Source organism: Candidatus Pelagibacter sp. HIMB1611, from assembly GCF_052047715.1.
In the GTDB taxonomy this organism is placed as follows: Bacteria; Pseudomonadota; Alphaproteobacteria; order Pelagibacterales; family Pelagibacteraceae; genus Pelagibacter.
Genome location: NZ_JBNAJM010000001.1, coordinates 415,845 through 436,199 on the forward strand (window position 1 = coordinate 415,845; position 20,355 = coordinate 436,199).

18 protein-coding genes and 1 tRNA gene are annotated in these 20,355 nt (G+C 29.8%); 8 read left to right on the top strand and 11 right to left on the bottom strand.

Going from position 1 to position 20,355, the window contains the following annotated elements; all coding sequences use genetic code 11:
• Position 1: 1 nt before the first annotated feature.
• The 6 genes from ACTTAS_RS02300 to ruvX are packed head-to-tail and all read right to left on the bottom strand — an operon-like array spanning position 2 to position 6,207.
• Positions 2 to 283, bottom strand: a complete 282-nt coding sequence (locus ACTTAS_RS02300) for a hypothetical protein (protein WP_440678190.1) — start codon at positions 281 to 283, stop codon at positions 2 to 4.
• Positions 283 to 2,865: a type I DNA topoisomerase gene (topA, locus tag ACTTAS_RS02305; protein ID WP_440678191.1), complete on the bottom strand. Its 2,583-nt coding sequence runs from the start codon at positions 2,863 to 2,865 to the stop codon at positions 283 to 285. The genes ACTTAS_RS02300 and topA overlap by 1 nt, the downstream gene beginning before the upstream one ends.
• Positions 2,866 to 2,902: 37 nt before the next feature.
• Complete coding sequence (plsY, locus tag ACTTAS_RS02310; RefSeq protein WP_440678192.1) at positions 2,903 to 3,481, bottom strand: glycerol-3-phosphate 1-O-acyltransferase PlsY; 579 nt, start codon at positions 3,479 to 3,481, stop codon at positions 2,903 to 2,905.
• Positions 3,482 to 3,483: 2 nt separating this feature from the next.
• Positions 3,484 to 4,770: a dihydroorotase gene (pyrC, locus tag ACTTAS_RS02315; protein WP_440678193.1), complete on the bottom strand. Its 1,287-nt coding sequence runs from the start codon at positions 4,768 to 4,770 to the stop codon at positions 3,484 to 3,486.
• Complete coding sequence (locus ACTTAS_RS02320) at positions 4,771 to 5,709, bottom strand: aspartate carbamoyltransferase catalytic subunit (protein ID WP_440678194.1); 939 nt, start codon at positions 5,707 to 5,709, stop codon at positions 4,771 to 4,773. It abuts the gene before it with no gap.
• 42 nt (positions 5,710 to 5,751) lie between these two features.
• Complete coding sequence (ruvX, locus tag ACTTAS_RS02325; RefSeq protein ID WP_440678195.1) at positions 5,752 to 6,207, bottom strand: Holliday junction resolvase RuvX; 456 nt, start codon at positions 6,205 to 6,207, stop codon at positions 5,752 to 5,754.
• 50 nt (positions 6,208 to 6,257) lie between these two features.
• On the opposite strand from ruvX, the gene gatC reads away from it, so the two are divergent.
• Genes gatC through ACTTAS_RS02360 form a run of 7 tightly spaced genes read left to right on the top strand, consistent with a single transcriptional unit; the run spans position 6,258 to position 12,907 of the window.
• Positions 6,258 to 6,545, top strand: a complete 288-nt coding sequence (gene gatC / locus ACTTAS_RS02330; RefSeq protein WP_075506772.1) for an Asp-tRNA(Asn)/Glu-tRNA(Gln) amidotransferase subunit GatC — start codon at positions 6,258 to 6,260, stop codon at positions 6,543 to 6,545.
• Positions 6,545 to 8,002 carry an Asp-tRNA(Asn)/Glu-tRNA(Gln) amidotransferase subunit GatA gene (gene gatA, locus ACTTAS_RS02335; RefSeq protein ID WP_440678196.1) on the top strand — a complete coding sequence of 486 codons (1,458 nt, stop codon included), beginning with the start codon at positions 6,545 to 6,547 and terminating at the stop codon, positions 8,000 to 8,002. The genes gatC and gatA overlap by 1 nt, the downstream gene beginning before the upstream one ends.
• Complete coding sequence (gatB, locus tag ACTTAS_RS02340; protein WP_440634567.1) at positions 7,999 to 9,462, top strand: Asp-tRNA(Asn)/Glu-tRNA(Gln) amidotransferase subunit GatB; 1,464 nt, start codon at positions 7,999 to 8,001, stop codon at positions 9,460 to 9,462. The genes gatA and gatB overlap by 4 nt, the downstream gene beginning before the upstream one ends.
• Positions 9,463 to 9,466: 4 nt before the next feature.
• Positions 9,467 to 10,117 carry an O-methyltransferase gene (locus ACTTAS_RS02345; protein WP_440678197.1) on the top strand — a complete coding sequence of 217 codons (651 nt, stop codon included), beginning with the start codon at positions 9,467 to 9,469 and terminating at the stop codon, positions 10,115 to 10,117.
• On the top strand, positions 10,117 to 11,022 hold the full coding sequence (gene trhO / locus ACTTAS_RS02350; protein ID WP_440678198.1) for an oxygen-dependent tRNA uridine(34) hydroxylase TrhO: 906 nt from the start codon (positions 10,117 to 10,119) through the stop codon (positions 11,020 to 11,022). Before ACTTAS_RS02345 ends, trhO begins: the two co-directional genes overlap by 1 nt.
• A 20-nt stretch (positions 11,023 to 11,042) precedes the next feature.
• Positions 11,043 to 12,380, top strand: a complete 1,338-nt coding sequence (locus ACTTAS_RS02355) for an MATE family efflux transporter (RefSeq protein WP_440678199.1) — start codon at positions 11,043 to 11,045, stop codon at positions 12,378 to 12,380.
• Positions 12,380 to 12,907, top strand: a complete 528-nt coding sequence (locus tag ACTTAS_RS02360) for a thermonuclease family protein (RefSeq protein ID WP_440614317.1) — start codon at positions 12,380 to 12,382, stop codon at positions 12,905 to 12,907. Before ACTTAS_RS02355 ends, ACTTAS_RS02360 begins: the two co-directional genes overlap by 1 nt.
• 3 nt (positions 12,908 to 12,910) lie before the next feature.
• Here ACTTAS_RS02360 and ACTTAS_RS02365 read toward each other — a convergent pair whose 3' ends face one another.
• The 4 genes from ACTTAS_RS02365 to ACTTAS_RS02380 are packed head-to-tail and all read right to left on the bottom strand — an operon-like array spanning position 12,911 to position 18,006.
• A complete protein-coding gene (locus tag ACTTAS_RS02365) occupies positions 12,911 to 13,474 on the bottom strand; it encodes a sarcosine oxidase subunit gamma (protein WP_440678200.1) in 564 nt (187 codons plus the stop codon).
• A complete protein-coding gene (locus ACTTAS_RS02370; protein WP_440678201.1) occupies positions 13,467 to 16,472 on the bottom strand; it encodes a sarcosine oxidase subunit alpha family protein in 3,006 nt (1,001 codons plus the stop codon). Before ACTTAS_RS02370 ends, ACTTAS_RS02365 begins: the two co-directional genes overlap by 8 nt.
• 5 nt (positions 16,473 to 16,477) lie before the next feature.
• The gene (locus tag ACTTAS_RS02375) at positions 16,478 to 16,753 is read right to left on the bottom strand and encodes a sarcosine oxidase subunit delta (protein WP_075506763.1); all 276 of its coding nucleotides are present in this window, start codon (positions 16,751 to 16,753) and stop codon (positions 16,478 to 16,480) included.
• A complete protein-coding gene (locus tag ACTTAS_RS02380) occupies positions 16,753 to 18,006 on the bottom strand; it encodes a sarcosine oxidase subunit beta family protein (RefSeq protein WP_440678202.1) in 1,254 nt (417 codons plus the stop codon). The genes ACTTAS_RS02375 and ACTTAS_RS02380 overlap by 1 nt, the downstream gene beginning before the upstream one ends.
• A gap of 67 nt (positions 18,007 to 18,073) precedes the next feature.
• Here ACTTAS_RS02380 and ACTTAS_RS02385 point away from each other — a divergent pair.
• Positions 18,074 to 18,165 (top strand) — tRNA-Ser (locus tag ACTTAS_RS02385).
• Here the strand turns inward: ACTTAS_RS02385 and ACTTAS_RS02390 are convergent.
• Positions 18,166 to 20,352, bottom strand: coding sequence for a lytic transglycosylase domain-containing protein (locus tag ACTTAS_RS02390; protein WP_440678203.1), 2,187 nt, complete (start codon positions 20,350 to 20,352; stop codon positions 18,166 to 18,168). It lies immediately after the preceding tRNA gene.
• Positions 20,353 to 20,355 lie beyond the last annotated feature (3 nt).

The following is a 20,355-nucleotide window of genomic DNA, read 5'->3' on the forward strand; positions in this document are numbered from 1 at the left end:
TTTATTTCTCCGTGAATTCTTTGTGTGATTTACTATTTTTAAATTTAATTAATTTCTCTTTTAAATTTAATTTATTAATTTTTTTTTTTCCTTCTTTATATTTTTCAGAGGTTTTTTCTTTGATCAATTCAGCTTTTTCTGAGGTTTTTTCTTTAATTAATTCAGCCGTACATTTTGCATATTCTTTACTTAATTTATCGAATTTATTACAATCATCTGCCAAAGATAAGTTAACATTAGAGAGTGTTAAAATTAATAAATAAGCAAGTAATTTAATTTTCATTATTTTTTAGTTTTTTTCTTCTTTTTAGTTTTATCGTATTCTTTCCTTTTCTCAATAAGGATTAAGGCTTCTTCCATAGTAAGCTCTGTTGGATCTTTTTCTTCAGGAATTGTTGCATTTAAAGATTTATATTTAATATAAGGACCATATTGCCCCTTCATAACCCTAACTGGTTTTTTATCTTCAGGATGTTCTCCTAAATCCTTAATAATTGAAGAAGACATTCTGCCTGGTTTCGCTTCAGCAATGAGGGTAATTGCTCGATTTAATCCTATAGAGAAAATTTCTTCTACATTTTCTATTCTAGCAGATTTATTTTCACACTTAAGATAGGGACCAAATCTTCCAGTATTTAAAATAATTTCTTTTTGATTATCAGGGTTGACTCCAATTGATTTTGGTAGAGAGCATAAAAACTGAGCCTTTTCTAAGTCTATACTCTCTAACTCTAAACCTTTTGGTATAGAAACATTTTTAATTAATTCATTAACATCTGGTTTAGATTTTTTGGTTTTTCTCTTTTTTTTAGTTTTTGTCTCTTCTAATTCTTCTTCCTTAAGTTTTTCATATTGCAGATAGGGGCCAAATCTTCCATTTTTCAGATATATATCATTACCATTTTCATGTTTTCCTAAAAATTTAGGTTCTGCTAACTGCGATTGAGCTGCTGCTTTTGCTTTAGACAAGGGTCTAGTAAATTTACACTCTGGATAATTTGAACATCCTATAAAAGCTCCACCTCTAAAACTATTTTTAAGGCTTAGTGAACCCGTATCGCATAGCTGGCATTTTCGAACAATATTTCCATCTTTATCAGTATCAAAAATTAAAGCTCCTAGACTTTCATTTAAAAGATCTAACACTTCTCTAGTTCTTTTCTCCTTAACTTCAGAAACATTATTATTAAAATCTTTCCAAAACATCTCTAAAACTTTTATCCAGCTTTCTTTACCAGATGTAATTTCATCTAATTGATCTTCCAAGCCTGCAGTAAAGTTATAATCAACATATTTAGAAAACAATTTTTCTAAAAATGCAGAGATAAGTTTGCCACGATCCGTGGGGAAAAACCTTTTATTTACTATTTCTGCATAACCTCGATTAGATATTGTGGAAATTATACTTGCGTAAGTAGAAGGTCTACCAATTCCCAATTCTTCTAATTTTTTGACTAAACTTGCCTCAGAATACCTTGGAGGTGGTTGTGTAAAATGTTGTTCATCAATTAATGCTTCAATATTAATTGGTCCTTTAGACATTTCTGGTAAAATTTCTTCATCATCATCTTTGCTTGCATTTGAGTAAACTTTTAAAAAACCATCAAATTTTAATACAGAGCCACTTGCCTTACATATTGTCTGATTATCCTCTGATTCTATTGTTATGGTATTTCTGTCAAATTGAGCAACTTCCATTTGTGAGGATAAAGCTCTGGACCAAATTAAATTGTATAGTTTTTGTTGATCACTGCTTAAATATTTTTTTAAAGTGTCGGGTGCTCTATTTATATCTGTTGGTCTAATAGCCTCATGAGCTTCTTGTGCATTCTTAGCTTTTTTACCAGAATAATTATTTGCAGAAGCTGGCAAATATTCATTGCCATACTCACTTTTAATAAAATTTCTAAAATCACTTACTGCATCAGCTGATAAGTTAGTTCCATCAGTTCTCATATAAGTAATCAATCCAACAGTATCTCCATCAATCTCAACACCTTGATATAATTTTTGTGCAATTTGCATTGTTCTTGAAGCTCCAAAACCTAATCTACTAGATGCAACTTGTTGTAATGTTGAGGTTGTAAATGGACCAGAGGGGTTTCTTTTTACAACTTTTGATGAAATATCTGTTATTTGAAATTTTTTTTCTTTTATTTCTTTGATTGCTTTTTCAATGCTATTCTTGTCTCTAAAAGTAAATTTTTCTATTTTGTTACCATTTAATTGTGAGATGCTTGCAGTAATAGTATTTTTATTATCATCTCCAAATTTAAGAGTAAGTGTCCAAAATTCTTCTGGATTAAATAATTCTATTTCATGCTCTCTTTCAGTGATTAATTTTAAAGCTACAGACTGAACTCTTCCAGCTGATTTTGACCCAGGTAGTTTAGTCCAAAGTATTGGAGAAATATTAAAACCAACCAAGTAATCAAGAGCTCTTCTTGCCATGTAGGCATCCACTAACAAAGGTTCGATTTGTCGTGGATTTTCAATGCCATGAATTACGGCTTTTTTTGTTATCTCATTAAAAACAACTCTCTCAACTTCTTTATCTTTTAAAATTTTTTTTTCATCAAGATATTCTTTAACATGCCATGCTATAGCTTCACCTTCACGGTCAGGGTCAGTCGCAAGTATTATTTTAGAGGATTCTTTTGCAACATCAGTTATTTCTTTTAAATATTTTTTTGAAAAACTATCAACTTCCCATTCCATTTTAAAATCATGATCAGGATCAACCGATCCATTTTTCGATGGTAGATCTCTTATATGACCATAACTAGCTAAAACAGTATAATTATCACCAAGGTATTTGTTGATGGTTTTAGCTTTTGCAGGACTTTCAACTATGACTAGATTCATAATTTAACAAACTACTTAAAAGTGTTTGATAGTCAAATTAATAAATTTTAGTCTTGTTTTCCTCTTTATTTATCAGTCGTTTAATATTTTCTCTATGAGTATAAAATATTAAAATAAACATTATTCCAAAAAATAATTCATTTTCTGTTGATTCAAACAGAAATAAATAAACAGGAACTGAAAAGGATCCAATTAATGATGCTAATGATGAAAATTTAGAAATAAAAAAAGTTACAAGCCAACAAATGCCAAAAACTATTCCAAACATTATATTCATACTGCATAATATACCAACATAAGTTGCTACTCCCTTACCACCTTTAAACTTTAACCAAACTGGAAAAACATGACCCAGAAAAGCACATAAAGCTGATACATAAATCTGATCAGGAAAATTTACCTTTACATATAAAACTGGAATAACTGCTTTAACTACATCAAGTATTAAAGTTGAATAACCAATAAATTTATTTCCTGTTCTTAGAGCATTTGTTGCACCAATGTTACCTGATCCAATATCTCGGATATCCTTTTTTAAAAAAATTTTAGTTAATATTAACCCAAAAGGGATAGAACCCATTAGGTATGAGATAATACCTATTGTAAATAATTCCATTTTTATATCTTAAATAATTCTTTACCTTTTACAAATGTATTGGTTACTTTTCCTTGAAGTTTTTTATCCTCAATAGATGTATTTTTGGATTTAGAAATTAAATTTTCTTTTTTTACAATCCAAGGTTTATTTATATCAACTATACAAAAGTCAGCATCATTACCAATTGAAAGATTTCCTTTATTGATATTTAAAATTTTAGCTGGATTAGATGTTAGTGCTTGTATTATTGTTTCAAGTTTTACAGATCCATTATGAAATAGTTCCAAACTTAAAGACAATAAAGTTTCAATACCAGAAGCACCTGTTGCTGCTTGCGAAAATGTCAATCGTTTTGATTCTTCATCTTCAGGTTTATGATCTGAAACAATGACATCAATTGTTTTATCTTTTAATCCTTGGACTAAAGCCAATCTATCTTCTTCTTTTCTCAATGGCGGAGATAATTTTAAAAATGTTTTAAAATCTCCAATATCATTTTCATTTAAGGAAAGGTTATTTATTGACACTCCACAAGAAAATTTAATATCATTTTTTCTTTGTTTAATTATTTCTACTGATTTACCTGATGATAGTTGAGATATGTGATATCGACACTTTGCATTTTCTAACAATGTTAAATCTCGTTCAATAATTATTCTCTCAGCCACATCTGGTATGCTTGACAATCCTAGTTTAGTAGCAATTATACCCGAATTTATCATACCGTTTTTTGCTAACTCATAATCTTCAGCATGTTGCATTATTAGGCACCCTAAATCCTTTGCTGAATTCATTATTCTTGACATTAATCTAGTATTTTGAATAGTCTTTACACCATCTGTAAAAGCTACAATCCCTTTACTAGCTAACAATCCAAATTCTGTCATATTTGTTCCCTCTACATTTTGTGTAAGAGATGCGCATGGAAATATATTAATCTTAGATTTATCTCGTCCTCTTCGTTTTAAAAAATCTACTATTGAAACATTATCAATGACAGGATCTGTATTAGGCATTGTTACTACAGATGTTACTCCTCCTGATACAGCTGCATTACTTAAGGTTCTAAAATTTTCTTTATACTCATACCCAGGTTCTCCAACAAAAACTCTCATGTCGACTAAACCAGGAAATATATATTTTCCTTTTAAATCAATTGGTTTTTCTCTGGATGGTAAATTATTTGTATTTACTTTTTTTCCTATTGCTTCAATTTTACCTTCTTCACTAACAATCAATCCTCCATTTTCATTAATTGAATTGTGGGGATCAATTATATTTGCGTTAATAAAGTATCGTTTTTTCATTTATTCACAAAATATTTTTAAACAGGCCATCCTTACAGCAACTCCAAGTTCAACTTGTTCTTTGATTACACTTTTATTTATATCGTCTGCCAATCTAGTATCTATTTCGATACCTCTATTCATTGGGCCAGGATGCATTATTAGTGCATCAGGTTTAGCATGATCTAATTTATCAGGTGTTAAACCGTAATATTCATAATACTCTCTATTTGATGACAAATAAGAACTTGTCATTCTCTCATTTTGTAATCTTAGCATCATTACAATGTCACAATTTTTCAATCCTTTTTTCATATCGGTAAAAGTATTAACACCAAACTTTTCAATTTCTTTTGGCATCAAATTTGTTGGGGCAACAATATTTACTTCAGCACCAAGCATCGTTAGTAAATAAATGTTTGATCTTGCGACTCTGGAATGAAGAATATCTCCACATATAGCAATTTTTAATCCTTCAATTTTTTTCTTTCTATTTCTTATTGTTAAAGCATCCAGTAATGCTTGAGTAGGGTGCTCACGCCTTCCATCACCTGCATTTAATACTACACAATTTACCTTCTGAGATAATAAATTGCATGCTCCAGAATCTTGATGCCTTATTACAATAATGTCAGGATGCATCGCATTTAGAGTCATTGCTGTATCAATTAAAGTTTCACCTTTTTTAATTGCTGAATTGTTCATATTCATTGACATGACATCAGCACCAAGTCTTTTTCCAGCTAACTCAAATGAACTTTGTGTTCTTGTTGATGGTTCAAAAAATAGATTAATTTGAGTTTTGCCTCTAAGAACATCAATTTTTTTGTTCTTACTCTGATTTAATTTAATGAAAGTTTCAGATTCATCTAAAATGTAGTTAATATCACTAACTGATAGATCTTGGATACCTAACAAATGTTTTTGAGAAATTTTAATAGCTTTGATGTTTTTTGCCATTAAAATTAACTCTATAACTATAAAGCCGATGAGTGGCAAGCATTAATTATTTAGATAATCTATGGCTCCTTGAAGAATAAAAGCTGCTGCGTTCTGATCTATATTCTTTTCTCTCTTAGATACATTAATATCTAATTGGCTTGATAAATTAAAAGCCCCAACAGTTGATAGTCTTTCATCCCAAAGACATACATCAACATCTATCTCTTTATCTATATTTTTAGACACATCATTGACTGACTGTGCTGAAGAGCCTGAAGATCCATCCATATTTAAAGGATAACCAATGATAATTGCCTTTATGTCATTCTCTTGAATAATGTTTTTTAACTCTTCAATTAATTCATTATTTTTTGATTTATGTATAGTTTTATAAGGGGTAGCAATTAATTGCTTTTCGTCACAAATTGATACACCAATTCTTTTTGAGCCCAAATCTAAACCTATCAAACGACATTTTTCTGACTGTTTTTTTTTAAATTCTTCTATTGTGATCATGTTGTATATTTTAAACTATAGTGATAGTTTGCATCATATTTAAATATCATATGAGCATCGATCTTAAAACCATAAAGCATATATCTAAATTATCAAGAATTTCAGTAGATGAGAAAAAAGCTGAAAAACTTGCTAGTGATTTGAATTCAATTTTTGACTTCATTGAAAAACTCAATGAACTTAAAACTGAAAATGTTGAACCACTTACATCAGTGGCTGAAACGACTTTAAAATTAAGACCTGATGAAGTTAAAAGTAAAAATTTAAGGGAACAAATAATAAAAAATTCTCCAAAAGATAATGAAGATTATTTTGTTGTACCAAAAGTTATAGAATAATGTCTGATATAACCAAGCAAACACTTTCTGAATTAGTTAATAATATTAAAGAAAAAAAACTCTCTTCTTCAGAAATTACCCAAGCTTTTGTTGATAGATCGGAAAAATCAAAAGAATTAAACACTTATATTACTGAAGATTTTAGTAATGCTTTAGAAAAAGCTAAAGAATTTGATGACAACCCAAAATTGGATTTAAAATTACCAGGAATACCAATGGCTGTAAAAGATTTATTTTGTACAGCTAATGTTAGAACAACAGCTGGTAGCAAAATATTAAACAATTTTGTACCTACTTATGAGTCTACTGTTACTCAGAATATCTGGAATGAGGGAGCAATTCTTATTGGTAAATTAAATTGTGATGAATTTGCAATGGGATCATCAAATGAAACAAGTTTTTTTGGCAATGTTCAAAATCCGATTGATAAAAATTTAGTTCCAGGTGGTTCATCTGGTGGTTCATCTTCTGCTGTAGCAGCACAATTAACTCCAATTACAATTGGAACTGATACAGGTGGATCTATTAGACAACCAGCGTCATTTACAGGTACAGTGGGTTTAAAACCAACTTATGGTAGTTGTTCTAGATACGGAATAGTTGCTTTTGCATCTTCTCTTGATCAAGCTGGTCCAATGGCTCAAAATGTTAAAGATTGTGCTTTGTTGCAAGAGGTAATTAGCTCATACGATCAAAAAGATTCAACTTCTATTGATTTTAAAAGAAACCAATACAGCAAAGAATTAACAAAAGATATTAAAGGAAAAAAAATAGGTATACCAAAAGAATATAGAGTTGATGGAATGCCAAAAGAAATTGATGATCTTTGGCAGAAAGGTATTGAATACGCTAAAGATTGTGGTGCAGAAATAATTGATATTTCTCTCCCACATACAAATTACGCTTTACCAACTTACTATATAGTGGCACCAGCTGAAGCATCTTCTAATCTTGCAAGATATGATGGTGTTAAATATGGCTTTAGAGCTGATGGAGAAAATCTTATTGATATGTATGAAAAAACTAGATCTGAGGGATTTGGAGCCGAAGTTCAAAGAAGAATAATGATAGGCACATATGTTTTATCTTCAGGTTATTACGATGCATATTATTTGAAAGCTCAAAAAGTTAGAAAACTAATTAAAAATGATTTTGATGAAGCGTACAAAAAAGTAGATGCAATATTAACCCCATCAACACCAAGTTCTGCTTTTAAAATTGGTGAAAAAACAAATGACCCAGTTTCAATGTACTTAAATGATATTTTTACCGTTCCTGTAAATTTAGCAGGTTTGCCAGGAATTTCTATTCCAGCTGGTCATGACACCAAAGGTTACCCTTTAGGTTTACAAATTATTGGAAAAGCATTTGATGAACAAAATATCTTAAACATTGCTTATGCAATGGAAGAAAAAATTAATTTTAAAAATAAAATTACTGATTGGTGGATTAAGTGAGTAAAGAAAAGTTAGAATATTTAATTAATAGAAATGACAATCAATACGAAGTTGTTATTGGTTTAGAAGTTCACGCACAAGTACTTTCCCAATCAAAGTTATTTTCTACTTCAGCTACTAAATTTGGTGCTGAACCAAACACACAGGTAAGTTTAGTAGACGCTGCTTTTCCTGGAATGCTTCCAGTGATTAATGAATTTTGTGTTAAGCAAGCAATTAAAACTGGAATAGGATTAAAAGCTAAAATTAACAAACGATCAGTATTCGATAGAAAAAATTATTTTTATGCTGATTTACCTCAAGGATACCAGATCTCTCAATTTAAGGACCCAATAGTTGGTGAAGGTAAAGTTATTTTGGATATGCCAGATGGTCAAAAAGAGGTTGGTATTGAAAGATTACACTTAGAACAAGATGCGGGTAAAAGTATCCATGATTTAGATCCAAAAAACACCTTTGTTGATTTAAATAGGTCAGGTGTAGCTTTAATGGAAATTGTTAGCAAACCTGATTTAAGATCACCAGAGGAAGTTAATGCTTATATTAAGAAATTAAGATCAATTATGCGATATTTAGGAACTTGTGATGGTAATATGCAGGAAGGATCTTTGAGAGCAGATGTTAATGTTTCTGTAAGAAAAAAAGGAACAAAAGATTTTGGTACTAGATGTGAAATTAAAAACGTTAATTCTATTAAATTCATGCAAATGGCGATTGAATATGAAGCAAATAGACAAGTCGATTTAATTGAAGATGGACAATCTGTTGATCAAGAAACAAGACTTTTTGATACTAAAAAAAATGAAACTAGATCCATGAGATCAAAAGAAGATGCTCATGATTATAGATATTTTCCAGACCCTGATTTATTACCATTAGAAGTTTCTGATGAATTCATAAACCAATTGCAATCAGAAATACCAGAGTTACCCGATGAAAAGAAAAAGAGATTTATAGATCAATTTAAATTAACACCATATGAAGCAAATATCATGGTTTCAGATATAGAAACCTCAAATTATTTTGAAGATGTTGTTAAAAAATCTGACGTTAAATTAGCAACAAACTGGATCATAGGTGAATTATTTGCTGCACTTAATGAAAAAAATTTAGAAATAACCGATAGTCCAATTAGTGCCGGTAATTTATCAAAATTAATTAATTTAATTAAGGATGGAACAATTTCTGGAAAAATTGCAAAAACGGTTTTTGAACAAATGATGGAAGGGGACAAGGATCCTAAAAAAATTGTTGAAGAAAAAGGTTTAAAACAAGAAAGTGATCCAAAAGCTTTAGAGGCTTTAATTGATAAAGTAATTGATAGCAATAGAGATAAAGCTACTGAATATAAATCTGGTAAAGTTAAATTATTTGGCTTCTTTGTTGGACAGGTAATGAAAGTTTCAGGTGGAAAAGCTAACCCTCAGCTAGTAAATGAGATTTTAAAGAAAAAACTTTAGGTTCATGGGCTCAGACCTAAAAATTAGCACTAAAATTCAAGAGTACATTTTAAATAATGGACTAGATCTTCATTCAGTTCAAAAAGAGATTATTTCTTATAATGAGTCTCTTGGAGATATTAAAAGGATGCAAATATCTATCTCACAATCTCAATTTTTACACTTAATAGTAAAAACATCTAATGTTAAAAAAATCCTAGAGATTGGAACTTTTACTGGCTTAAGTGCTTTGTCAATGGCTCTTGCTTTACCAGAAGATGGTAGAATTATTGCTTTAGACAAAAATCAAGAAACTAACGAAATTGCAATAAAATTTTTTGAAAAAGCAAAACAAAGTCATAAAATTCAAACAATAATTAAACCTGCTTTAGAAAGTTTAAATGAATTAAAAGAAAATGATTTTGATTTAATATTTATTGATGCTGATAAGAAAAATTATAAAGAATATTATGAAAAATCTTTAATATTTTTAAAGAAAAATGGCTTAATAATAATTGATAATGTTCTATGGTACGGTCAAATTGTTGATGAAAATAGTGATGATAAAATCACTTTAACTATTAAAGATTTTAATAATTATATTTCTAAAGATAAAAGAGTTGAAAAAATTATAGTTCCATTAGGTGATGGTATGACAGTTTGTAGAAAATTATAATGTTTGATGTTTTTGGATTTTATAAGTTTATTAAAATTTCTTATTTAAAGAAAAATCAAAAAATACTTCAAGATCAATTATTGAATAAAAACATGCGAGGAACAATTATTATTTCCAAGGAAGGGTTAAATGGAACAATTTCTGGAAAAAACAAAGATATTAAATTGATCAAAAATTATTTACACAAATTATTTAAATTTGAAAAATTTGATAGTATTAACAATTCAAAAAGCTCTTTTCAGCCATTTCATAAACCAAAAGTAAAAATTAAAAAAGAAGTGGTTCCAATGAATTTAAGTTTAAAAAAAAGAATTAAAAAAAAAGATAGTCATGTTAACCCTCAAAAGTGGAACTCTTTAATAAAAGACAAAAAAACAGTCTTAATTGATGCAAGAAAGCCTTTTGAATATAAAGTTGGAACTTTTAAAGGTTCAATTAATCCAGATGTAGATAATTTTCGAGATTTTCCAAAATATCTTAAAAAATTAAAAAAAAATCAACCTATTGCTATGTTTTGTACTGGAGGCATTAGGTGTGAAAAAGCGTCAGTTTTTTTGGAAAACAAAGGCTACAATAATGTCTATCAATTAAAGGGTGGTATTTTAAATTATTTAAAAAAAACAGACCCAAAAAAAAGCTTATGGAAAGGTGAGTGCTTCGTCTTTGATAACAGAATTAGTTTAAAGCATGGTTTGAAAATAGGTTCTTACTCAATGTGTAGTGGTTGTAGAAAACCTATTTCTCCAAAAGATAAAAAATCTAAAAAATATGAAGAAGGTGTTTCTTGTCCAAATTGTCACGATAATTTAACAAATGATCAAAAATCAAGATTTAGAATGAGACAAAAACAAATTAACCTTGCCAAAAAAACTGGAAAAAGTCATATCTTTCAAAAAGAATATTAAAATATTTTTAGTTTAAATAAATGAATTTATTAAAAGATGACGTCTCTCAACTTATAAAAAAACTTGCAATACCAGCAAGTGTTGGAACATTATTTCAAACATTGTACACTTTAGTTGATACTTTTTATGCTGGGAAAATTTCACCTGAAGCTTTATCTGCTTTAAGTAAATCCTTTCCAATCTACTTTCTAATTATTGCTACATCTATTGGTGTCACTGTTGCGGGCACTTCATTAATTGGAAGTAGTATTGGAGAAAAAAATGAAAAAAATGTATTAGGTTATTTTACAAATATCATTCTTTATTCAGTAATAATTTCAATAATTGTATCAATAATTGGCTTTAGTTTTTCTGAAAAATTATTTTTAACCATGAATTCATCGAGAGAGGTAATTACTCTTGGCCTTGAGTATACTAATGTAATATTTTATGGAACTATTCTCTTTATTCTAGTTGTTGCATTAAACTCATTTCTTCATGCTGAGGGAGATACAGTTACATATAGAAATGCTCTTATATTATCTTTTTTTTTAAACATTTTATTAAATCCAATATTTATATTTGGATTTTTGTTTATCCCAGCCTTTGGTGTAGCGGGCATAGGTTATGCAACTTTGATTGCCCAATTTCTTTCTCTAATAATCGTTGTAATTAAATTGTTAAAAAATAAACGTATTAAAGAGATCACTTTTCAAAATTTTAAGATCAAATTCTTCTACATTAAAAATATTTTTTTCCAATCAATGCCAATTACAATAGCTATTCTTGGTTACTCAATTGCTGCAACGATTGTATTTACCTATGTTGCATTTACAGGAGAATATGCCGTAGCTGGTTATGGAGCAGCAACAAGGATAGAGCAGGTTGTCTTACTGCCTGTATTGGGGATAAATACAGCAATAATATCAATTATTGCACAGAATATAGGCGCGAAATATTATGAAAGAGTAAAACAATCTTATTTTACATCAGTAAAATACGGCTTGGTTATAATGTTAGCGTCTGGAGTATTGGTATTTGTGACTGCAGATCTAATGCCAAAATTTTTCTCATCTAATGCGGAAGTTGTTGAATATGGGTCAATATATTTAAAAATTTCTGCATTTATCTTACCAGCGTACCCAATTTTTTTTCTATCAAATGGTTTTTTTATGGCTTTAAAAAAATCTGAGAAAGCAATGATTAACAATATATTAAGGAACGTTTTGGTTCCATTTTTATCTTATTATATAGCACGTTCTATTGATGCAGACTTTAAAACTTTTTTTTATATCTGGGCAATATTGCAATGGTTAATATCAATCTTACTATTCTTTTATGTTAAATATTATATTAACAATAAATTAACTACTGGTTAATGTTTTATACAAAAAAGAAATTGATAATTTTGATAATTATTTCATCTATATTTTTTATACTTACATACAACGATGTAAGATCTGAAAATATAAATAAAATATCGGGTTTTGCTAAAGTTGTTGATGGAGATACAATTAAGATCAATTCAAAAAAAATTAGATTATACGGTATTGATGCACCTGAAAAAAAACAAAAATGTAAAAAAACTTATTTAACAATATCTTTTATGTCTTTTACTAAAGATTATATGTGTGGAGAAGTATCTACTCAAAAGTTAATTAAAAAAATTAATAAACAAAAATTAAATTGTAATATTTTAGATGTTGACAGGTATAAAAGGTTAATAGGAGAGTGTTTTAAAAGAAATATAAATTTAAATTCTTGGATGGTTTCAAATGGCTATGCAGTAGCATATAGAAAGTATTCTAAAAAATATGTAACTGATGAAATTAATGCCAAAAATAATAAATTAGGCATTTGGCAAGGTAAATTTGAAATGCCATGGGATTACAGGCGAAAAAATTAATCTTTATAGTCTTGAAGAACTGTCTTCCATCCATTCCCAAAGATGTTTAGCAAATGATCTTCTGACAAATAAATTAACAAAATCTTTGTCTTTATTGTGAATAATAACATCTATGTGATTTAGCAAAGTTTGAGTAGTTGACCCTTTTTTTTCACGAAATAAGTTAAAATTAAAAGGACATCCTGAAGAAAAAAGTTCATATATTTTTTCACCTTTTATCTCTAATTGAACAAATTGGTCAGTTACATCAGTTACTGCTCCTAATGATATTTTTGATATATTGTTAAATAATATATCATTTAATTGGTATGTATTGGTTTCTTTGCTAGTAGTCTCATTTGATACAATCATCCATTCATCTGGACTTAACCATATCGCAGTAAGTTTATCACTAGATGAGGATGTATTTGCTTCTGTTGGCAAAATCATATTTAAAGTTTTTCCTACATTTGTAAAAAATTCTCTTGTTTTGCCTCTTAAATTTAATTTCATTATTGGTGCAATTTCTTTTATGGACACCCCGTTGTTATTAATTTCACTATTTGTTACTTGATTATAACTAAGCATTTAATCTTTCATTAGTTTGATCAAAAAATACTGGATTTGAAACAGTTACATTAATTGTTTTATCTTCCATAGGGATAAATAGTTTTTTACCCATCATATCTTTCCCACCTCTGACAACAGCTAGGGCTATAGATTTATTTAAATTAGGGCTAAAGTAACTTGATGTTACATGACCAAGCATTTCAACAGGACTTTTATTTAGTTCAGAAACAATTTGTGCTCCTTCCTCTAATACAACTTTAGGGTCATCTGTTAATAATCCCACCAACTGTTTTCTGTCTTCTCTCATAGTATCTGATCTGTAAAGAGATCTTTTGCCAATAAAATCATATTTCTTTTTACTAACAATCCAATCCATCTGTAAATCTATTGGTGTCATTGTTCCGTCTGTATCTTGGCCAACAATAATAAAACCTTTTTCAGCTCTTAGTAAATGCATCGTTTCTGTACCATAAGGAGTAATATTAAATTCTTTACCAGCCTCTATACATTTCTCCCATAGATCTTTTCCATAACTTGCTTGCACATTAATTTCAAAACTTTGCTCACCTGTGAAACTTATTCTCATAATTCTGCAAACAATACTTCCGATTTTCGCTTCTTTAAAAGACATGTGTGGAAAATTTTCATCAGACAAATCTAAATCAGGAATAATTTTTTTAAGAATTTTTTTGCTATTAGGGCCACACAAACTTGCTGTAGCAAATTGATCTGTAACTGAAGTTAAATATACATCTAATTCTGGCCATTCAGTTTGAAGGTAATCCTCTAATTTTCCAAGAACATTTGCTGCCCCACCAGTTGTTGTTGTCATTAGATAGTGATTTTCACCTAATCTTGTAGTAACACCATCGTCATATACCATACCATCTTCATTTAACATTAAACCATATCTACATTTACCAATGCCAAGTTTTGACCATGCATTTGTATAAACTCTATTTAAAAACTCTGAGGCATCACTTCCTTGTATATCAATCTTACCAAGTGTGGACGCATCCAATATTCCTGAACTTTCTCTTGCAGCTTTGCTTTCTCTTTGAACTGCTTGGTGCATAGTTTCGCCATTGATAGGGTAGTACCAAGCTCTTTTCCATTGACCAACATTTTCAAATTCTGCTTTTTGTTCAACATGCCAATCATTCATAGGTGTTCTTCTAAAAATATCAAAAAACTTACCAACATTACGTCCTACAATTGTTCCAAATGTTAAAGGGGTATAAGGAGGTCTAAAAGTAGTCGTTCCAAGTTCTCCCATCTTAACACCTGCTGTATCTGCTATTATTCCCAAAGCATGCATATTTCCTAATTTTCCTTGATCAGTTCCCATCCCAGTTGTTGTATATCTTTTGACATGTTCAATAGATCTGAAACCCTCTCTTAGTGCCAATTTTATATCCTTTGCAGTTGCATCATTTTGATAATCAACAAAAGGCTTAGTTTTGCCTAAAACTTTATCAGACGGTAATAACCATATGTTTCTTTTTGAAATCTCTTGGTCGTTATTAACAGTAATATTTTCAAAATCTGTTTTATTTATTTCTAAAAAATCTTTTAGTTTTTCATTTAAGTTTTTAAGTATTTCATCAAGCTTAAAATCACCACTACAAGATCCAACACTCATTTGATTTGAATTATTTTTATTTGGAATAAATATCTTTTTATCCTCATCAAAAGTAAGTTTGTTACCTGACTGAGTATATAGGTGAACAGCTGGAGTCCATCCACCAGCAACTCCTAAGCAATCACATGAAATAGAAATTTTATTTCCAGTTACTGAAGTTCCATCATTTGATAGTTTCATTATTGAGACATTGTTTAATCTTTTATAACCAGAGGTATCAACAACTGTATGTTCCCAGTATATTTTTATACCTACATCAATAACTCTTTTTTCTAAATTTGTTTCGGATTGCTTTCTAATATCAACTATTGCTTCAACTTTGATACCTTTATCGTTTAATGAAAGTGCACTTTCATATGCACTGTCATTATTTGTAAAAAATACAATCTTTCTACCACAGGCTACACCATAAAAATCACTATATTTTTTAATTGCAGAAGAAAGCATTATCCCAGGTCTATCATTATTATTAAATACCATCGGTCTTTCCAAAGCACCTGTTGCTAAAATCACCTTCTTTGCTCTTATTTTAAGTAACCTTTGTCTAATTTTATTTGTCTTATCTTTTTTTTCTAAATGATCTGTTAAATTCTCTCTTGCTAGTAAATAATTATATTGATGGTACGCAGCAACACTTGTTCTAGTTTTTATTTCTAAATTTTTAATATTTTTAAGTTCTTCAATTTCTTTTTTTAACCATTCAGATGAAATTTTGTTATCAATTTTATTACTTTCATTGTTTTCATAAATAGTTGATCCTCCCAATTCATTTTTTTCATCTAAAAGTAAAGTTTTGTAGTTATTCTTTGCAGCATTTTTAGCTGCTAGAATTCCAGATATACCTGCGCCAACTACAAGAACATCACAATGAATATTTCTGTGATCATAAATGTCAGGATCGTTTGATGTTGGTGATTTCCCCAGTCCTGCTGAGTGTCTTATAAAGTATTCATATTTTTCCCAGAAGCTTGCAGGCCACATAAATGTTTTGTAATAAAATCCTGCAGGAAGTAGGGGTGATAAAAAATTATTTATTCCACCAATATCAAAGTTTACACTTGGCCAGCAATTTTGACTTGATGCCTCCATACCTTCATATATTTCAACTTCAGTTGCCCTAACATTTGGTTCAGTTCTATTAGTATTTGGATTAATTTGAACAATTGCATTGGGCTCCTCAGAACCTGATGTCATTATACCTCTAGGTCTGTGGTATTTAAAACTCCTACCTACTAAATGAACATTATTTGCTAATAAAGCAGAAGCAAGCGTGTCTCCTTTAAATCCATAATAAGTTGTACCATTAAATTTAAATGAAACTCTTGTTGTTTCATCAATATATTGACTAGATTTAACTCTTAAATTTTCTGACATTTGTTTTATATCGAAGGGGGTTTTTCTCCCATTTTATAGATTGCTTTAATCTCATCATTCGAAGTGTCTCTAATCATATTAAACCATTTACGACAACCATGAGCATGGTTCCATCTTTCATATTGAACACCTTTAATATTTTTTCTCATAAATAAATATTCTGCCCATTCATCATCACTAAGTTCTGTCGGTTGTTTTGGTCTTTCAATATGAGCTTCACCACCAGCTTTAAATTCTTGCTGATCTCTCTCACCACAATATGGACAATTAATAACAAACATTAGTGAGCAACTGCTGCAGCGCCATGTTCATCAACAAGGTCTCCACTTACAAATCTATTTAAATTAAATGCTGCGTTGAGTTTGTGTGGCTCATCATTAGCAATTGTGTGTGCAAACAAATCTCCCGATCCAGGTGTAGCTTTAAAACCCCCTGTACCCCAACCACAATTAAAATAAAGTCCTTTGATAGAAGTTTTACTTAATATTGGACTTGCATCAGGACATATATCCACAATTCCTCCCCATTGTCTTAGCATTCTCATTCGGCTGAATATTGGATACAATTCTAAAATAGCATTTAGAGTACCTTCAACTATTTGATGACTTCCTTTCTGAGTGTATGAAACATAATCATCTGTTCCAGCGCCAATAACTAATTCACCTTTATCAGATTGACTTACATAAGCGTGTACAGCATTTGACATAACAACTGTATCAATAATTGGTTTCACCGGTTCGGATACTAGTGCTTGAAGAGGTTTACTTTCTAGAGGAAGTCTTATTCCAGCCATATTAGCGATCACACTTGAATGTCCAGCTGCCACAACTCCAATTTTTTTTGTTTTAATAAATCCTTTTGTAGTTTCTAGACCTTCAACATTATCACCATTTCTTTTTATACCTTTTACTTCACAATTTTGAATTATATCAACACCCATTTCATCAGCACCTCTAGCATAACCCCAGGCAACAGCATCATGTCTTGCTGTACCAGCTCTTCTTTGTAATGTACCACCAAGTACAGGATATCTTATATCTTGAGATGTATTTATAATTGGACAAAACTTTTTAACTTCTTCTGTGCTCAAATAAACAGCATCAATGCCATTTAGTCTATTTGCGTGTGTTCTTCTTTTTAAATCTCTTACATCTTGCAAATTGTGAGCAAGATTCATTACACCTCTTTGACTAAACATTACATTGTAGTTTAACTCTTGAGATAATCCTTCCCAAATTTTTAGAGCGTGATCATAAAGTCCAGCACTAGCGTCCCATAAATAATTCGATCTAATAATTGTTGTGTTACGACCAGTGTTTCCTCCACCAATCCATCCTTTTTCAACAACGGCAATATTTTTCATATTGTGTTTTTTTGCTAAATAGTATGCTGTCGCTAAACCATGACCACCTCCACCAACTATAACAGCATCATACTCTTTTTTTGGAGTAGGGTCTTTCCATGCTCTTTGCCAATTCTCATGGTATGAAAGAGCGTTTTTGATTAATGAAAATACTGAGTATTTATTTCCCATAATAATTGAATAATTACTTTATAAATATTGAATTTTCAATAAAATCACTTATTACACAATGTCATACGGAGAGATGGGTGAGAGGCTGAAACCAGTCGTTTGCTAAATGACCGTGCGAGGAAACTTGTACCGAGGGTTCGAATCCCTCTCTCTCCGCCACTAATATAAAGGCTGATCTTTAAAAAAATCTTTCATTACTATTGGGTTTTGTTCCAGCACATATCTGTAAACATTATAATTTTCCAATACACGCTGAACATAGTTTCTAGTCTCTCTAAATTTAATCAGCTCAATCCAATCAACATAATTTATTTGTTTTTTTTGTGGATCCTTATTTAATTTTTTCCAATATTTAACTCTATTTGGGCCAGCATTGTACGCAGCTATTGCAAATGGATAAGCTCCATCATATTGCTGAATTAAACCGGCAATATAATGAGATCCTAAATTTATATTGTACTCTGGATCGGTTGTTAATCGAGATTTTACATAAGGAAGCTTTGCTTGTTTAGCAACTAATTTTGCTGTGTAAGGCATTAATTGCATTAAACCTTTTGCACCCGCATGACTATTTGCTTTTAAATCAAATTCACTTTCTTGTCTTATAATTGATAAAATTAATGCGCTTTCAGGAATCTTTCTTCCATTAATGTATTTAGGTGTGCTTATTAATGGATAATTGTATTTGTTATGAAATCTTTTTTGATAAGAGGCAATTTTTGATACTTGTATTGCAAAATCATATCTACTGATACTTGTAGCAAGTTCAGCAGCTAAAAGTTCACTGCCTTCAGAAACGTTATCATTAGCAAGATGTCTTAAGATGAATTTTGTATACTTGTCTTTATCTAACTCATGTAAAAGATGTGTAATTTTTACTAATTCTTTATTAAAAAAAGCTTTTCTATATTCATCTTGAACCAACATTGTTTTATCAAGTTCAAATTTTCCATTAGGATTAATTTTTAAAAATGCTAGTTGTCCGTAATATGTAGTTAAATATTTTGTAGCCTCTTTATACCATTTTTCCGATTGATCCTTATCTTTTAGTTTTTCATATGATCTACCTAACCAATATGCACCCCTAGAAACACTTATTGGATAATTAACATTATCAAAAAAGTTTTTAAAATGATCTTTAGCAAGAAGTGGATCATTTAAAAAACTTAGTGCTATCCAACCACTCATCCATTCTGCCTCTGCAAATTCAGACCCTTCAGACATTCCGTGATTGCTACTAATTTTATAAGCTAGTTCAAATTGTTTTTTGTAAATTAACTTTCGAGAAATGATTTCTCTTTCTTTCCACCATTTGTCAGGTCTAACTAAATAATCTTTATCATTTCTTATCTTGAGCAAAATTTCAGTAGAAGACTCCAATCGTCCCTTTTTTCTCCTCCACTTTAAACGATCATAGTTTAATCCAGCATCATTTTTAAATTTGTTTGGAACATTTTTGATTGCTTGATCTACTCCGTATCCCTTGGTCATCAAAATATGTCTTGCTGTATAGAGCAATTCATAGTCTTTAGGTAAATATCTGATTAGTCTTTTTAAATCCCAATGATCACTATTCCATGCAAGATGATCAGCTCTCTTAATATAGTCATTTGCATCAAGATATTTTTTATATTTTTTTCTGAAAAACCTTAACTCACTTTTTGATAAATCTGCAGAAATCCATCCATTTTTGATTAGAGCAATACCTTTTGCTTTATCTCCTGATAAAATATGACTTTCACCTAAAATCATCTTACCATATCCACTTAAAGGTTCATTTTTTGAAAACCAATTGATTATTTTTCTTGGAGAAACTTTTTCCGTAGAAAGTTTATGCTCAGCCAAATATCTCAATCTATCTATTCTTGGATAATCTGAATTTTCTTCGATAAAGACTTGGTAATCAAAAAATGACTCTTGATTACCTGTAGTTAATAAATGTCTCCATTTTATAAAATTATATATAGATCTATCTTTAGCTTTTTTTGAGATTTTAATTGCAGATTTCCACTGGCCTTTTTGCATTTCGCCAATAGCTTTTTTTGCAATCCCAAAATCTTTTTTATTATAAAATTTAGAAATTTTTACTGTTTCTGAATTAATTAATCCTCTAATAACTGGTTTTTTTTTAGGTAAAAGAAAACTAAGTTTGGTTTCTTTTTTAGCTACCTTTTTCTCAACTTTAACTTTTGAAGGTTTTTTTAGAGGTTTGATTGTGTTTAATATTATTTTTTTATTTAATTCCTCAGAGGATAGCGATGGTTTTTTTAAAGGTACAATCTGTGCACCACTGAAATTAAAGCTAATCAAGGAAGTTATTATTAAAAATAATAATTTTTTAATCATAAT

What these genes read in the sequence shown, in the direction of transcription:
- ACTTAS_RS02300 (WP_440678190.1), bottom strand. Translation starts at nt 283, where the DNA reads ATGAAAATTAAATTACTTGCTTATTTATTAATTTTAACACTCTCTAAT.
- topA (WP_440678191.1), bottom strand. Translation starts at nt 2,865, where the DNA reads ATGAATCTAGTCATAGTTGAAAGTCCTGCAAAAGCTAAAACCATCAAC.
- plsY (WP_440678192.1), bottom strand. Translation starts at nt 3,481, where the DNA reads ATGGAATTATTTACAATAGGTATTATCTCATACCTAATGGGTTCTATC.
- pyrC (WP_440678193.1), bottom strand. Translation starts at nt 4,770, where the DNA reads ATGAAAAAACGATACTTTATTAACGCAAATATAATTGATCCCCACAAT.
- ACTTAS_RS02320 (WP_440678194.1), bottom strand. Translation starts at nt 5,709, where the DNA reads ATGGCAAAAAACATCAAAGCTATTAAAATTTCTCAAAAACATTTGTTA.
- ruvX (WP_440678195.1), bottom strand. Translation starts at nt 6,207, where the DNA reads ATGATCACAATAGAAGAATTTAAAAAAAAACAGTCAGAAAAATGTCGT.
- gatC (WP_075506772.1), top strand. Translation starts at nt 6,258, where the DNA reads ATGAGCATCGATCTTAAAACCATAAAGCATATATCTAAATTATCAAGA.
- gatA (WP_440678196.1), top strand. Translation starts at nt 6,545, where the DNA reads ATGTCTGATATAACCAAGCAAACACTTTCTGAATTAGTTAATAATATT.
- ACTTAS_RS02345 (WP_440678197.1), top strand. Translation starts at nt 9,467, where the DNA reads ATGGGCTCAGACCTAAAAATTAGCACTAAAATTCAAGAGTACATTTTA.
- trhO (WP_440678198.1), top strand. Translation starts at nt 10,117, where the DNA reads ATGTTTGATGTTTTTGGATTTTATAAGTTTATTAAAATTTCTTATTTA.
- ACTTAS_RS02355 (WP_440678199.1), top strand. Translation starts at nt 11,043, where the DNA reads ATGAATTTATTAAAAGATGACGTCTCTCAACTTATAAAAAAACTTGCA.
- ACTTAS_RS02360 (WP_440614317.1), top strand. Translation starts at nt 12,380, where the DNA reads ATGTTTTATACAAAAAAGAAATTGATAATTTTGATAATTATTTCATCT.
- ACTTAS_RS02365 (WP_440678200.1), bottom strand. Translation starts at nt 13,474, where the DNA reads ATGCTTAGTTATAATCAAGTAACAAATAGTGAAATTAATAACAACGGG.
- ACTTAS_RS02370 (WP_440678201.1), bottom strand. Translation starts at nt 16,472, where the DNA reads ATGTCAGAAAATTTAAGAGTTAAATCTAGTCAATATATTGATGAAACA.
- ACTTAS_RS02375 (WP_075506763.1), bottom strand. Translation starts at nt 16,753, where the DNA reads ATGTTTGTTATTAATTGTCCATATTGTGGTGAGAGAGATCAGCAAGAA.
- ACTTAS_RS02380 (WP_440678202.1), bottom strand. Translation starts at nt 18,006, where the DNA reads ATGGGAAATAAATACTCAGTATTTTCATTAATCAAAAACGCTCTTTCA.
- ACTTAS_RS02390 (WP_440678203.1), bottom strand. Translation starts at nt 20,352, where the DNA reads ATGATTAAAAAATTATTATTTTTAATAATAACTTCCTTGATTAGCTTT.